At 68.6% G+C, this 12,717-nt stretch carries 16 protein-coding genes; 13 read left to right on the plus strand and 3 right to left on the minus strand.

What is annotated here, in order from left to right; translation table 11 throughout:
- Positions 1–109 precede the first annotated feature (109 nt).
- The 8 genes from map to truA all read left to right on the plus strand — a co-directional run bounded on the left by map (position 110) and on the right by truA (position 5,388).
- On the plus strand, positions 110–946 hold the full coding sequence (gene map, locus IE226_RS29355; protein WP_190084542.1) for a type I methionyl aminopeptidase: 837 nt from the start codon (positions 110–112) through the stop codon (positions 944–946).
- A gap of 273 nt (positions 947–1,219) precedes the next feature.
- Entirely contained in the window at positions 1,220–1,441 is a 222-nt protein-coding gene (gene infA, locus IE226_RS29360; protein WP_003948620.1) for a translation initiation factor IF-1, read from the plus strand.
- A gap of 58 nt (positions 1,442–1,499) precedes the next feature.
- Positions 1,500–1,613, plus strand: coding sequence for a 50S ribosomal protein L36 (gene rpmJ, locus IE226_RS29365; protein WP_003974245.1), 114 nt, complete (start codon positions 1,500–1,502; stop codon positions 1,611–1,613).
- Between the two features lie 188 nt (positions 1,614–1,801).
- Positions 1,802–2,182, plus strand: a complete 381-nt coding sequence (rpsM, locus tag IE226_RS29370) for a 30S ribosomal protein S13 (RefSeq protein WP_190084427.1) — start codon at positions 1,802–1,804, stop codon at positions 2,180–2,182.
- A gap of 62 nt (positions 2,183–2,244) precedes the next feature.
- The gene (gene rpsK / locus IE226_RS29375; protein ID WP_003948617.1) at positions 2,245–2,649 is read left to right on the plus strand and encodes a 30S ribosomal protein S11; all 405 of its coding nucleotides are present in this window, start codon (positions 2,245–2,247) and stop codon (positions 2,647–2,649) included.
- Between the two features lie 146 nt (positions 2,650–2,795).
- The gene (locus tag IE226_RS29380) at positions 2,796–3,818 is read left to right on the plus strand and encodes a DNA-directed RNA polymerase subunit alpha (protein WP_016645160.1); all 1,023 of its coding nucleotides are present in this window, start codon (positions 2,796–2,798) and stop codon (positions 3,816–3,818) included.
- A 137-nt stretch (positions 3,819–3,955) separates the two neighbouring features.
- Complete coding sequence (gene rplQ / locus IE226_RS29385) at positions 3,956–4,453, plus strand: 50S ribosomal protein L17 (protein WP_190084428.1); 498 nt, start codon at positions 3,956–3,958, stop codon at positions 4,451–4,453.
- A gap of 80 nt (positions 4,454–4,533) precedes the next feature.
- The gene (gene truA, locus IE226_RS29390; protein WP_190084429.1) at positions 4,534–5,388 is read left to right on the plus strand and encodes a tRNA pseudouridine(38-40) synthase TruA; all 855 of its coding nucleotides are present in this window, start codon (positions 4,534–4,536) and stop codon (positions 5,386–5,388) included.
- Between the two features lie 15 nt (positions 5,389–5,403).
- Here the strand turns inward: truA and IE226_RS29395 are convergent, their stop codons facing one another.
- On the minus strand, positions 5,404–6,252 hold the full coding sequence (locus IE226_RS29395) for a hypothetical protein (RefSeq protein ID WP_190084430.1): 849 nt from the start codon (positions 6,250–6,252) through the stop codon (positions 5,404–5,406).
- 74 nt (positions 6,253–6,326) lie between these two features.
- On the opposite strand from IE226_RS29395, the gene IE226_RS29400 reads away from it, so the two are divergent.
- The 4 genes from IE226_RS29400 (at position 6,327) to glmM (ending at position 10,207) form a co-directional block, all read left to right on the plus strand.
- Entirely contained in the window at positions 6,327–7,538 is a 1,212-nt protein-coding gene (locus tag IE226_RS29400) for a glycosyltransferase family 87 protein (protein WP_190084431.1), read from the plus strand.
- Between the two features lie 211 nt (positions 7,539–7,749).
- Positions 7,750–8,193 (plus strand): 50S ribosomal protein L13, encoded by a 444-nt coding sequence (rplM, locus tag IE226_RS29405; protein WP_190084432.1) that lies wholly within the window; start codon positions 7,750–7,752, stop codon positions 8,191–8,193.
- Positions 8,194–8,235: 42 nt separating this feature from the next.
- On the plus strand, positions 8,236–8,757 hold the full coding sequence (rpsI, locus tag IE226_RS29410) for a 30S ribosomal protein S9 (RefSeq protein WP_055548454.1): 522 nt from the start codon (positions 8,236–8,238) through the stop codon (positions 8,755–8,757).
- A 91-nt stretch (positions 8,758–8,848) separates the two neighbouring features.
- Entirely contained in the window at positions 8,849–10,207 is a 1,359-nt protein-coding gene (gene glmM, locus IE226_RS29415) for a phosphoglucosamine mutase (RefSeq protein WP_190084433.1), read from the plus strand.
- On the opposite strand, the gene IE226_RS29420 is transcribed toward glmM, so the two are convergent.
- Together IE226_RS29420 and coaA are read right to left on the minus strand one after the other, a co-directional pair.
- Entirely contained in the window at positions 10,204–11,151 is a 948-nt protein-coding gene (locus tag IE226_RS29420) for a DUF389 domain-containing protein (RefSeq protein WP_190084434.1), read from the minus strand. The two genes, glmM and IE226_RS29420, sit on opposite strands and share 4 nt — an antisense overlap.
- A 28-nt stretch (positions 11,152–11,179) precedes the next feature.
- Entirely contained in the window at positions 11,180–12,178 is a 999-nt protein-coding gene (gene coaA, locus IE226_RS29425) for a type I pantothenate kinase (RefSeq protein ID WP_373307056.1), read from the minus strand.
- 132 nt (positions 12,179–12,310) lie between these two features.
- On the opposite strand from coaA, the gene IE226_RS29430 reads away from it, so the two are divergent.
- Positions 12,311–12,679 (plus strand): holo-ACP synthase, encoded by a 369-nt coding sequence (locus IE226_RS29430; RefSeq protein WP_190084435.1) that lies wholly within the window; start codon positions 12,311–12,313, stop codon positions 12,677–12,679.
- Positions 12,680–12,717 lie beyond the last annotated feature (38 nt).

Below are 12,717 nucleotides of genomic sequence, written 5' to 3' on the forward strand. Positions count from 1 at the left end.
CCTTACGCAGTCCAGTACGCTGTTTCGGCCGCGGTGCCCCTCGGGGGACCGCGGCCGTAGTGTTGTGTACATAGCCGGTGTCGGACGGATGACGGAGAGCGGAAGCCTCATGGTGCAGATCAAGACCCCCGAGCAGATCGCGAAGATGCGTGAGGCGGGCCTTGTCGTCGCAGCCGTCCACGCCGCTACGCGTGAGGCGGCGGTGCCGGGTGCGACCACGAAGGACCTGGACGACGTCGCCCGCAAGGTGATCGCCGAGCATGGCGCGAAGTCCAACTTCCTGGGGTACGGCGGCTTCCCCGCGACGATCTGTACCTCGGTCAACGAGGTCGTCGTGCACGGCATCCCGGACGACAAGACCGTCCTGAAGGACGGCGACATCATCTCCATCGACGCCGGCGCCATCATCGACGGCTGGCACGGTGACGCCGCTTACACGGCGTTCGTGGGCACCGGTCACTCCGAGGAGCTGATCGAGCTCTCCAGGGTGACCGAGGAGTCGATGTGGGCCGGCCTGGCCGCCATGAAGCAGGGCAACCGGCTGGTGGACATCTCCCGCGCCATCGAGTCGTACATCCGCCGCCAGCCGAAGCCCGGCGGCGGCAAGTACGGCATCGTCGAGGACTACGGCGGCCACGGCATCGGCACCGAGATGCACATGGACCCGCATCTCCTGAACTACGTCGAGCGCCGCCGCGGCAAGGGCCCCAAGCTCGTCCCCGGCTTCTGCCTGGCCATCGAGCCCATGGTCTCCCTCGGCACCCCCCGCACGGAGGTCCTGGAGGACGACTGGACCGTCATCACCACGGACGGCACCTGGTCCTCGCACTGGGAGCACTCCGTCGCGCTGACGGAGGAGGGGCCGATTGTTCTCACGGCTCCTGATTGCGGGCGGGCGAAGCTGGCGGAGTACGGGGTTACCGCCGCGCCTGACCCGCTGGGCTGAGTACTCCTGCGGCTGTGCCTGCGCTGTGGCGGGCGCCGCTGGATCGGTGTCCGGAGTCGGTGGGCTGTGCCCACCCGTTCCGCCCTGCGGAACGCCTGCCCACAGTGGGTGGCCATGCACCCCCGCCGCTTAAGGATCTTGTCGATGGGGCATTCTTCCTCGATTCGTTTTTCCGGGGTGCCTGACGTAGACTGACTCGTCGGCTCTCGTGCATCCGTGTGTCTGCATGCGGCGTGCGAAGTCGATCAAGGTAGTCGATTCGAAGGGCAAAGCGTGGCCAAGAAGCAAGGTGCCATCGAGATCGAGGGCACTGTCGTTGAGTCTCTTCCGAACGCCATGTTCAAGGTTGAGCTCCAGAACGGCCACCAGGTCCTGGCACACATCAGCGGCAAGATGCGTATGCACTACATCCGCATCCTCCCTGACGACCGGGTCGTGGTGGAGCTGTCTCCGTACGACCTGACGCGTGGCCGGATCGTCTACCGGTACAAGTAGATCTTGCCCGCACCCCATTCACGTGGGGTGATGGCACTGACCCGGAGAACCTCACCCAATGAAGGTCAAGCCGAGCGTCAAGAAGATCTGCGACAAGTGCAGGGTGATCCGCCGTCACGGCCGGGTCATGGTTATCTGCGACAACCCGCGCCACAAGCAGCGCCAGGGCTGACGCACTACTGCAGTTCGCAGATTTTCGCGCGACGCACGTAAAGCACATGTGCAGGACCCGTCCCTCTTCAGATCCATCGGTAATGGAGGGCGACACCCCCGGTCGGAGGCCGGGGACCCGGGATGTACCTCGTACGGCACCCGGGACCGGTCCTGCTGAAGACCTCCGAAAATCAACAGGAGCCTTGAATGGCACGCCTTGAAGGTGTTGACCTCCCGCGCGATAAGCGTGTTGAGGTTGCCCTCACGTACGTGTTCGGCATTGGCCGCACGCTGTCCCAGCAGACGCTGGACGCCACCGGTGTGGACCGCAACACCCGTGTTCGTGATCTGTCCGAAGAGGACCTGATCAAGATCCGCGAGTACGTGGACGCCAACATCCAGACCGAGGGTGACCTCCGTCGCGAGATCCAGGCCGACATCCGCCGCAAGGTCGAGATCGGCTGCTACGCGGGTATCCGCCACCGTCGTGGTCTGCCCGTCCGCGGTCAGCGCACCAGCACCAACGCCCGCACCCGTAAGGGCCCGCGTCGCGCCATCGCCGGTAAGAAGAAGCCGGGCAAGAAGTAGTCCTCAGCGGTCGATCGACAGCTGTCGCTGCAGGACCGACCACCTCGCGTAGGAGTTAATAGATGCCCCCCAAGGGTCGTCAGGGCGCTGCCAAGAAGGTGCGCCGCAAGGAAAAGAAGAACGTCGCTCACGGGCACGCCCACATCAAGAGCACGTTCAACAACACGATCGTCTCGATCACGGACCCCACGGGCAACGTGATCAGCTGGGCCTCCGCCGGCCACGTCGGCTTCAAGGGCTCGCGCAAGTCGACTCCGTTCGCCGCGCAGATGGCCGCCGAGTCGGCCGCGCGTCGCGCCCAGGAGCACGGCATGCGCAAGGTCGACGTCTTCGTGAAGGGCCCGGGTTCGGGCCGCGAGACCGCCATCCGTTCGCTTCAGGCGACCGGTCTTGAGGTGGGCTCGATCCAGGACGTCACCCCCACGCCGCACAACGGCTGCCGTCCCCCCAAGCGCCGTCGCGTCTGACGCACGTCGCTTGACCCAGGGATTCTCGGGCGGTGCGGCTCCTCGGAGCCGTACCGCCCGTACCCTTGTAGCTGTATCAACATTGGGCTGCCGCCCAGTGGCAAGGACATCAAATAGTGGGTGTCCCTGACTGAAGGAAACACTTCATGCTGATTGCTCAGCGTCCCTCGTTGACCGAAGAGGTCGTCGACGAATTCCGCTCCCGGTTCGTGATCGAGCCGCTGGAGCCGGGCTTCGGTTACACCCTCGGCAACTCCCTGCGCCGGACCCTTCTCTCCTCGATCCCGGGTGCGGCCGTCACGTCCATCCGCATCGACGGTGTCCTGCACGAGTTCACCACCGTGCCGGGCGTCAAGGAAGACGTCACCGACCTCATCCTCAACATCAAGCAGCTGGTCGTCTCCAGCGAGCACGATGAGCCGGTCGTGATGTACCTGCGCAAGCAGGGCCCGGGTCTGGTCACCGCCGCCGACATCGCGCCCCCGGCCGGTGTCGAGGTGCACAACCCCGACCTCGTCCTCGCCACGCTCAACGGCAAGGGCAAGCTGGAGATGGAGCTGACCGTCGAGCGCGGTCGCGGCTACGTCTCCGCCGTTCAGAACAAGCAGGTCGGTCAGGAGATCGGGCGCATCCCGGTCGACTCGATCTACTCGCCGGTCCTGAAGGTCACGTACAAGGTCGAGGCCACGCGTGTCGAGCAGCGCACCGACTTCGACAAGCTGATCGTCGACGTCGAGACCAAGCAGGCCATGCGTCCGCGTGACGCCATGGCGTCTGCCGGTAAGACGCTGGTCGAGCTGTTCGGTCTCGCCCGCGAGCTGAACATCGACGCCGAGGGCATCGACATGGGCCCGTCCCCGACGGACGCCGCCCTGGCCGCTGATCTCGCCCTGCCGATCGAGGAGCTCGAGCTCACCGTTCGGTCGTACAACTGCCTCAAGCGCGAGGGCATCCACTCCGTGGGTGAGCTCGTGGCCCGCTCCGAGGCGGACCTGCTCGACATCCGCAACTTCGGTGCGAAGTCGATCGACGAGGTCAAGATGAAGCTCAATGGCATGGGCCTCGCGCTCAAGGACTCGCCTCCCGGCTTCGACCCCACCGCTGCCGCTGACGCCTTCGGGGCTGACGACGACGCGGACGCCGGGTTCGTCGAGACCGAGCAGTACTAAGAGCTCGGCGCCGGCCGTTTGATTTTGGCTGCGCGTGCGTTGTGGTTGCGCGCGCAGTTCCCCGCGCCCCTTACGGGACGCGGTGCCACTGACCCCGGTACCTGATACGGCCGGGGCAGACACCAAGGAGAAACACCATGCCGAAGCCCACCAAGGGTGCCCGTCTGGGCGGCAGCGCCGCGCACGAGAAGCTTCTGCTTGCGAACCTCGCCAAGCAGCTCTTCGAGCACGGCCGCATCACCACCACCGAGGCGAAGGCCCGTCGTCTGCGTCCCTACGCGGAGCGTCTGGTCACCAAGGCGAAGAAGGGCGACCTTCACAACCGCCGCCAGGTGCTGTCCGTCATCACCGACAAGAGCATCGTGCACACGCTCTTCACGGAGATCGGCCCGCGCTACGAGAACCGCCCGGGTGGCTACACCCGTATCACCAAGATCGGTAACCGCCGTGGCGACAACGCGCCCATGGCCGTCATCGAGCTGGTGGAGGCCCTGACCGTGGCGCAGGCTGCCACCGGTGAGGCCGAGGCGGCCACCAAGCGTGCCGTCAAGGAAGACGCCCTCAAGAAGGACGACGCGCCCGTCGAGGACGCGAAGCCGGCTGAGGACGCTGCCGAGGAGTCCAAGGACGCCTGAGGCTCCGCCTTGCTGTAAGCGGGTCCGCCCTTCGGGGCGGGCCCGCTTTCGCGTGCACTTGGTGCTGAGAGGATGTTGGTGTGAGTGACGAAGTAGAGCCCGGGTTCGTGCGGGTGCGTCTTGATCTTTCGTACGACGGCAAGGATTTCTCCGGCTGGGCCAAGCAGAAGCAGGGGCAGCGGACCGTCCAGGGGGAGATCGAGAGCGCGCTGCGGACCGTGACGCGGTCGCAGGAGACGTACGAGCTGACCGTCGCGGGCCGGACCGACAGCGGGGTGCACGCGCGGGGGCAGGTCGCCCATGTCGATCTGCCCGACGAGGTGTGGGCCGAGCACGGCGACAAGCTGTTGCGCAGGCTCGCCGGGCGGCTGCCGCACGACGTGCGGGTGTGGAAGGTGGCCGAGGCTCCCGCGGGATTCAACGCGCGGTTCGCGGCCGTGTGGCGGCGGTACGCCTATCGCGTGACCGATCACCCCGGCGGTGTCGATCCGCTGTTGCGCAGCCATGTGCTGTGGCACGACTGGGAGTTGGACCTCGACGCGATGAACGCCGCGGCCGAGAAGCTCCTCGGCGAGCACGACTTCGCCGCTTACTGCAAGAAGCGCGAGGGTGCCACGACCATTCGTACGCTTCAGGAACTGCGGTGGGAGCGGCGGCCGGACGGGATTCTCGAAGCGACCGTGCGGGCCGACGCGTTCTGCCACAACATGGTGCGGTCCCTGGTCGGCGCCATGCTGTTCGTGGGCGACGGGCACCGGCCCGTGGAGTGGCCGGCCAAGGTGCTGGCCGCCGGGGTGCGGGACTCCGCCGTGCATGTCGTACGGCCGCACGGGCTCACCCTGGAGGAAGTCGGTTACCCCGCCGACGAGTTGCTCGCGGCGCGCAGCAAGGAAGCGCGCAACAAGCGGACACTGCCCGGCGCCGGGTGCTGCTGAGCCCCGGCCGCCGGACTACTCCGGGGCGTTGGCCGCGGCGGAAGCCTGGGCCTCGCCCCGGCGGTGGATCTGGCCGAAGGCGAAGCGGGCCAGGTCGTCGCCGACGGTGTAGACCTTGCGCTCCTTCTCCGTGACGTCCTTGTCGCTGGTGAAGCCGGTGGTCGTGAAGTAGGCGTAGCGGCCGTAGGCGTTGTAGGTGCCGCGGCAGACCGCCGTACGGCAGAAGCTGGGCACGCCCTTGCCGGGCAGCGAGACGACCAGGCCTTTCTTCGCCTGCTCGTTCACCTTCTTGGCCCGGGCCTGCGTGTCGAAGACGGCGACGCCGACCGTCACGGCGATGTTGTCCTTCACGTAGCTGGCGCGGAAGAGCTGCGTGCAGCCGTTCTTGGTGAGGATCGTGCCGAGCTCGGCCTGGGTGACGCTCGCGCACTTCTTCGTGCTGTCCGTGCGGCCCTTCTTGTAGACGCGCTCGCCCGAGGTCAGCGACTTGCCGGGGAAGAGCGTCTCGGCGCTGAGCGGCGCCTTGTCCTTCTTGACGCTGGAGATGAACTCCATGGGGTCCGGCGGGGGCGGCGGCGTCGTCTCCTCGAAGGACGGTGCCGGCTTCTCGCTCGCGCCGGGGATGTCCGCGGTCGAGGGCAGCTCGCCGGCCGGTTTGTTCGAGGCCGAGGTGTTGTCGCTGTTCGCGGAGACGACGCCGATGGCGACGGCGGCCGCGACCACGACGGTGGCGAGCGCGCCGCCGCCGATCATCAGCCATTTGCGGCGCCGGGTGCGTGATTCGGACGCCTCGGCGAGCGCTGCCCAGTCAGGGGTCTGTGGTCCCCCTGGACCCCACTGAGGTCCCCCTTGCCCAAAGCTCATGCGCCGCATCTTAGACGGGGAGTCGCGGATGTTGAGCGGGGGCAGGGGGCGGGCTCCGACCTAGCCTGATCCCTATGAATACGGGCAAAGTAGCTGTTAGTGGGTGGTGGCTGCGGCCGGCGCCCTGGCATGCCTGGGCGGCGCTCGGTGTCGTGCTGCTCGCCACGGTCGTCCGGGTGGGGCTGCGGGGCGCGGACGGCGGGATGGACAACGCCATCGTGGTGCGGGCGGCGGAGGCCTGGCTGGAGGGGCGCTCGCCCTATGCCGACCGGCACTTCCTCTACCTGCCGGGCGCCGTGCTCGCCGCGGTGCCGCAGACCCTGCTTCCGGAGTCGGTCGTGCGCTACCTCGTGCCGGCCGGGGTCACCGCCTCGCTCGTCGTCGGGTGGGGGTGCGCGCTGCGGATCTACGCGGTGGAATGGCGCAGCCGGTTCGCGGTGCTCGGGCTGCTCGCGCTGACGCTGGGGTTCGCGCCGTTCGTGCACCTCGTCGAGCTCGGCAACTGGACCGTGGCGTCGGCGGCCGTGCTGCCGCTCGCGCTGCTCCTGGTGTGCCGGGGGAAATGGGTCGCCGCGGGCCTGGTGATCGGGGCCGCCGTCGCCGTGAAGCCGCTGCTCGCGCCGGTGGTGCTGCTCTTCGTGTTCGCGCGGCGGTGGCGGGCGCTCGGGGCCGCGGTGCTCGTGCCCGTGGTGGTCTCCGTGGCAGCGGCGCTCTTCATGCCGGATCCGGCGGGGTTCTTCACACGGACGCTGCCGTTCCTGCTGCGGGGCGACGACAGCTTCGTACGGCTCTATGAGGCGTCGCCCGCGGCCGTGCTGCCGCGGCTCGGGGTGCCGCAGGGGGCGGCGACGCTCCTTGCCCTCGGGGCCGCGGGGGCGGGGGTGTGGTGTGCGTGGCGGCGCTGGCGGGCCGGCGGGGGGCCGCGGGAGCTGAGGGTGGTCGAGACGGCCGTGATGCTGATGCTGGCGGCCTTCCTGGTGTCCAGGCCGTCGTACGACCACTATCTGCTGGTCGTGGTGCCGCTGCTGCTCGCGGGGGTGCTCGTGCCGGGGTCGGCGGCCCGCGGGAAGTGGTTCTGGCTGGCGCTCGTCCCGCAGGTCCCCGGGTTCGACTGGCCTTGGCTGGATGCGGGCACCCGGCGGGCCTTCCGGGACGCCGTCACGCTGTGTGTACTGGCCTTCGCCGTCGCGCGCTCCTGTGTGCGGCCGGGGGCGGTGCGGCCGGATGGCGCGGAACCGCCTGAGGCGGTGGAGTCGGCGGTGCCGGTGTCCAGGTCCGCGTTTTGACCCGTACGGGGCGGCGCGGGTACTCTCGGGGATTGTTATGCGTATTGGTGTCGTCGTTCTCACGCGAAGGGCCCATACGTAGGTTCCCTGGAGCAGTTACCAGTGGCTCGCATACGGGCAGCGTCCCCGGCATTGTGTGCCCCAGCTGCATGATCGCTTCCTGGGTGCCGTGTGTCTGGACCCCATCCACTGAAGAAGCGAAGGCTACGAAGTGCGTACGTACAGCCCCAAGCCCGGCGATGTGACCCGCCAGTGGCACGTCATTGACGCTCAGGACATCGTCCTGGGCCGTCTGGCGACCACTGCCGCCAACCTCCTGCGGGGTAAGCACAAGGCGATCTACGCCCCCCACATGGACATGGGCGACTTCGTCATCATCATCAACGCCGACAAGGTTCACCTGTCCGGCAACAAGAAGACTCAGAAGATGGCGTACCGCCACTCCGGCTACCCGGGTGGTCTGCGTTCCGTCCGCTACGACGAGCTTCTTGCGAAGAACCCCGAGAAGGCCGTCGAGAAGGCCATCAAGGGCATGATCCCCAAGAACACCCTGGGCCGTCAGATGCTCTCGAAGCTGAAGGTCTACGCGGGCGACCAGCACCCGCACGGCGCTCAGCAGCCGGTCCCGTTCGAGATCACCCAGGTCGCGCAGTAGTTCCGGCCACCCCCAAAGACGTAAAGAAATCTGAGGAGAATCGTGGCCGAGACCACCGTTGAGCAGCCGGTCGAAGAGACCGAGGTTGTTGACGTCGAGCAGTACACCACCGAGTCCGAGGCGCCCGTCGAGGGCGAGTACACCTCGGAGTCGAACGCCGCGCGCTTCGGCGACCCGCAGCCGGCCGCCGGCCTGGGCCGTCGCAAGAACGCCATCGCCCGCGTCCGGATCGTCCCGGGCACCGGCAAGTGGAAGGTCAACGGGCGCACGCTCGAGGACTACTTCCCGAACAAGGTCCACCAGCAGGAAGTCAACGAGCCCTTCAAGGTGCTCGAGCTCGACGACCGCTACGACGTCATCGCCCGCATCTCGGGTGGCGGCGTCTCCGGCCAGGCCGGTGCGCTCCGTCTCGGTGTCGCCCGTGCGCTGAACGAGGCCGACGTCGACAACAACCGCGCGGCCCTCAAGAAGGCCGGTTACCTCAAGCGTGACGACCGTGCGGTCGAGCGCAAGAAGGCCGGTCTCAAGAAGGCCCGCAAGGCTCCGCAGTACAGCAAGCGTTAATCTGCCTGCTTGTACTGTTCGTTCGCCCCGGCGGCACGTTGTGTGCTGCCGGGGCGTTCGTTTATCGAAAAACCCCTGGAGGAGGACAGCAGTGGGACGACTCTTCGGCACGGACGGCGTGCGCGGTGTCGCCAACGCGGATCTGACGGCCGAGCTCGCGCTCGGGCTCTCCGTCGCGGCGGCTCATGTGCTCGGCGAAGCGGGCACGTTCGAGGGCCATCGGCCGGTCGCGGTGGTCGGCAGGGACCCCCGCGCGTCAGGGGAGTTCCTGGAAGCCGCGGTGGTCGCAGGTCTCGCGAGCGCGGGCGTGGACGTCCAGCTCGTCGGTGTGCTGCCCACCCCCGCGGTGGCGCATCTCACCGGTGCGCTGGGCGCCGACCTCGGCGTGATGCTCTCCGCGAGCCACAACGCCATGCCGGACAACGGCATCAAGTTCTTCGCGCGCGGCGGCCACAAGCTGGCCGACGAGCTGGAGGACCGCATCGAGTCCGTGTACGAGGAGCACCGCACCGGCGCTCCCTGGCAGCGCCCCACGGGCGGGGGCGTCGGCCGTGTGCAGACGTACGACCAGGGCCTGGACCAGTACGTCGCGCATCTGCTCGGCGTGCTGCCCAACCGCCTCGACGGACTGAAGATCGTCCTCGACGAGGCGCACGGCGCCGCCGCCCGCGTCTCGCCCGAGGCGTTCGCGCGTGCCGGTGCCGAGATCATCACGATCGGCGCCAAGCCGGACGGCCTGAACATCAACGACGGCTGCGGGTCCACGCACCTGGACCTCCTCAAGGCCGCCGTCGTCGAGCACGGCGCCGACTTCGGTGTCGCGCACGACGGGGACGCGGACCGCTGCCTCGCCGTGGACCACACGGGCGCCGAGGTCGACGGCGACCAGATCCTCGCCGTCCTCGCGCTCGCCATGCGGGAGCACGGCACGCTGCGCGAGAACACCGTCGTCGCCACGGTCATGTCGAACCTCGGCTTCAAGCTCGCCATGGAGCGCGAGGGGCTCTCCCTGGTGCAGACGGCCGTCGGTGACCGCTATGTGCTGGAGTCGATGAAGGAGCACGGCTTCGCCCTCGGCGGCGAGCAGTCCGGGCACGTGATCGTCCTGGACCACGCGACCACCGGAGACGGCACCCTGACGGGGCTGCTGCTCGCGGCGCGCGTCGCCGAGACGGGGCGTTCGCTCGCCGAGCTCGCCGGGGTCATGGAGCGGCTTCCGCAGGTCCTGATCAATGTGCCCGACGTCGACAAGTCGCGGGTCACGACCTCCGCCGAGCTGTCGAACGCCGTCGCCGAGGCCGAGCGTGAACTGGGGGCCACCGGGCGGGTGCTGCTGCGCTCGTCCGGCACGGAGCCGCTGGTGCGCGTCATGGTCGAGGCCGCCGACATCGAGCAGGCCCGGTCCGTGGCCGAGCGGCTCGCCGATGTGGTGAAGTCCGCGCTGGGCTAGGACGGCTGCTTCTTGGCCGTACGTTCGCGCTGCCTGGCCCAGAAGAACTTCTGGGCCAGCAGCGTGAGCGTGCCGGCCAGGACGATGCCGAGCAGGTTGAGCAGGAGTTGCTCGGTGGAGCCCCAGGCCTGCTTGTACTGGCTGAAGCTGAAGGCGACGGCGGCGTTCGCCGCGGCCGGGACCGTCGTCACCGAGATGGCCACGCCCACCAGAGCGCCCGACTTGGCGGACGTGAGCGAGAGCGTGCCCGCCGCGCCCGCGAGGACGGCCACGACGAACGAGAACCAGTCGGGCCGGTAGATGAAGTTCGTGTTCGGGCGCTCCGACTTCAGGGCATCGCCGCTGAACAGGTCCATCGCGTCCATGAAGTAGCTGAAGCCGACGGTGACCACCATCGCGCCCGCGAAGCCCGCGAGCAGCGCGATCAGCGAGCGCAGGGCGAGCCGCGGGGCGCGCCGGACGAGCGCGGTGCAGAAGCCCGCCAGCGGGCCGAACTCGGGGCCCACCGCCATCGCGCCCACGATCAGGATCGCGTTGTCCAGGACGACGCCGCAGGCCGCGATCATCGTGGCGATCGTGATGAAGGCCAGATAGGTGACCGAGAGCGTCGACTCCTCGTGCGTCGCGTCGGAGAGCTGCTCCCACAGGACCGCGTCGGCGCCCTCGCCCGGCGCCTCGGCCTCCGCCCTGTCCGCGCGCAGGGAGAGCGACAGATCGATGTTCTCCAGGGCGATCGAGCCCGACTCGTGGACGCCCAGTGTGCGCAGCCCTCTGACCAGCGTGTCGCCCGCCTCACGCGCGACATCGCACATCACGACGTCGCCCGCGGGGGTGCGGGCGGCGCCCGGTACGACGACGAGGTGCGTGGTGCCGACCGTCCTCTCGATCAGACGCACCACGGCGTCGGTCTTGTCCGCCGGGGTGATCAGGCGCAGATGCAGCATCCGCGCAGGGTATCGGGCACCGTCGGCGTCACAGCTTGCGCAGGCTCAGCTTCCGCACCTTGTGGTCCTCGCCCTTGCGGATGACCAGGGCGGCCCGGCCGCGCGTGGGGGCCACGTTCTCCAGGAGGTTGGGCTTGTTGATGGTGCGCCAGGTCGTACGGGCGTAGTCCAGGGCCTCTTCCTCCGAGACCTGGGTGTACTTGCGGAAGTACGAGGACGGGTCCTGGAACGCCGTGGCGCGCAGCTTCTTGAAGCGGTTGAGGTACCAGCGCTCGATGTCCTCGGCGCGGGCGTCCACGTACACGCTGAAGTCGAAGTAGTCGGCGAGGCCCACGCGGGTGCGGCCGTCCTTGCCGGGGAGGGCCGGCTGGAGGACGTTGATGCCCTCGACGATGAGGATGTCGGGGCGCCGGACCGTCAGGCGCTGATCCGGCACGATGTCGTAGATCAGGTGGGAGTAGACGGGCGCCGTCACCTCGTCCTTGCCCGCCTTGATGTCCGCGACGAAACGGGTGAGCGCGCGGCGGTCGTACGACTCCGGGAACCCCTTTCTGGACATCAGGCCGCGGGCTTCCAGCTCCCTGGTGGGCAGCAGGAAGCCGTCCGTCGTGACGCGCTCCACGCGGGGGTGCTCGGGCCAGCGGGAGAGCAGGGCCTGGAGGAGGCGGGCGACGGTCGACTTGCCGACGGCCACCGAGCCGGCGACCCCTATGACGAAGGGGGTGCCCGACTGGGAGCCCTTCTCGCCGAGGAAGGTGTTGAGCGCGCCCCGCAGGCCGTCCGTGGCGCCTACGTAGAGGTTCAGGAGGCGGGAGAGCGGGAGATAGATGTCCCGCACCTCGTCGAGGTCGATGACATCGCCGAGGCCGCGCAGCTTCTCCAGCTCCTCGGCGGTCAGGGGCAGCGGCGTCTTGTCACGCAGGGCACTCCACTCGGCGCGGGTGAGGTCGACGTAGGGAGTCGCCTCCGGCCTGTGCCGGTGGGCGCTCCGCGGGTTCGTCGGGGGTACGGAGACCGAAGAGATCACAGTCCATTGTTACGGCTGTTTGAACGGGGCGGGGGGTGGGGTGTGTCACCCTCTGCCGGGCTTGCACCGTTGAGTGCGTGACCCCCGCGGGGCTCGAACCGCTCGGGCACCCGGCCTCGTAGGCTGCTGCCCGTGATTATTGGGGTCGGTATCGATGTGGCCGAGATCGAGCGGTTCGAGGCGGCGCTCGAACGTACGGCCGGGATGGCGGGGCGTCTCTTCGTGGAGCGGGAGCTGCTGCTTCCGAGCGGGGAGCGGCGGGGAATCGCCTCACTCGCGGCACGGTTCGCTGCCAAGGAGGCGCTGGCCAAGGCTCTGGGGGCGCCTTCCGGGCTCCGGTGGACGGACGCGGAGGTGTTCGTCGAGGAGAGCGGGCAGCCGCGGCTGCGGGTGAAGGGAACGGTCGCCGCGCGGGCCGCCGAGCTGGGGGTGCGGTCGTGGCACGTCTCGCTCAGCCATGACGCGGGGGTGGCTTCCGCGGTGGTGATCGCCGAGGGGTGATCGCCGGTCGCTGTGGGCTGGTCGCGGGGGCTGATTGC

It is taken from the genome of Streptomyces longisporoflavus (assembly GCF_014649775.1).
Lineage (GTDB): Bacteria > Actinomycetota > Actinomycetes > Streptomycetales > Streptomycetaceae > Streptomyces > Streptomyces longisporoflavus.

What these genes read in the sequence shown, in the direction of transcription:
- map (WP_190084542.1), top strand. Translation starts at nt 110, where the DNA reads ATGGTGCAGATCAAGACCCCCGAGCAGATCGCGAAGATGCGTGAGGCG.
- rpmJ (WP_003974245.1), top strand. Translation starts at nt 1,500, where the DNA reads ATGAAGGTCAAGCCGAGCGTCAAGAAGATCTGCGACAAGTGCAGGGTG.
- rpsM (WP_190084427.1), top strand. Translation starts at nt 1,802, where the DNA reads ATGGCACGCCTTGAAGGTGTTGACCTCCCGCGCGATAAGCGTGTTGAG.
- rpsK (WP_003948617.1), top strand. Translation starts at nt 2,245, where the DNA reads ATGCCCCCCAAGGGTCGTCAGGGCGCTGCCAAGAAGGTGCGCCGCAAG.
- IE226_RS29380 (WP_016645160.1), top strand. Translation starts at nt 2,796, where the DNA reads ATGCTGATTGCTCAGCGTCCCTCGTTGACCGAAGAGGTCGTCGACGAA.
- rplQ (WP_190084428.1), top strand. Translation starts at nt 3,956, where the DNA reads ATGCCGAAGCCCACCAAGGGTGCCCGTCTGGGCGGCAGCGCCGCGCAC.
- IE226_RS29395 (WP_190084430.1), bottom strand. Translation starts at nt 6,252, where the DNA reads ATGAGCTTTGGGCAAGGGGGACCTCAGTGGGGTCCAGGGGGACCACAG.
- IE226_RS29400 (WP_190084431.1), top strand. Translation starts at nt 6,327, where the DNA reads ATGAATACGGGCAAAGTAGCTGTTAGTGGGTGGTGGCTGCGGCCGGCG.
- IE226_RS29420 (WP_190084434.1), bottom strand. Translation starts at nt 11,151, where the DNA reads ATGCTGCATCTGCGCCTGATCACCCCGGCGGACAAGACCGACGCCGTG.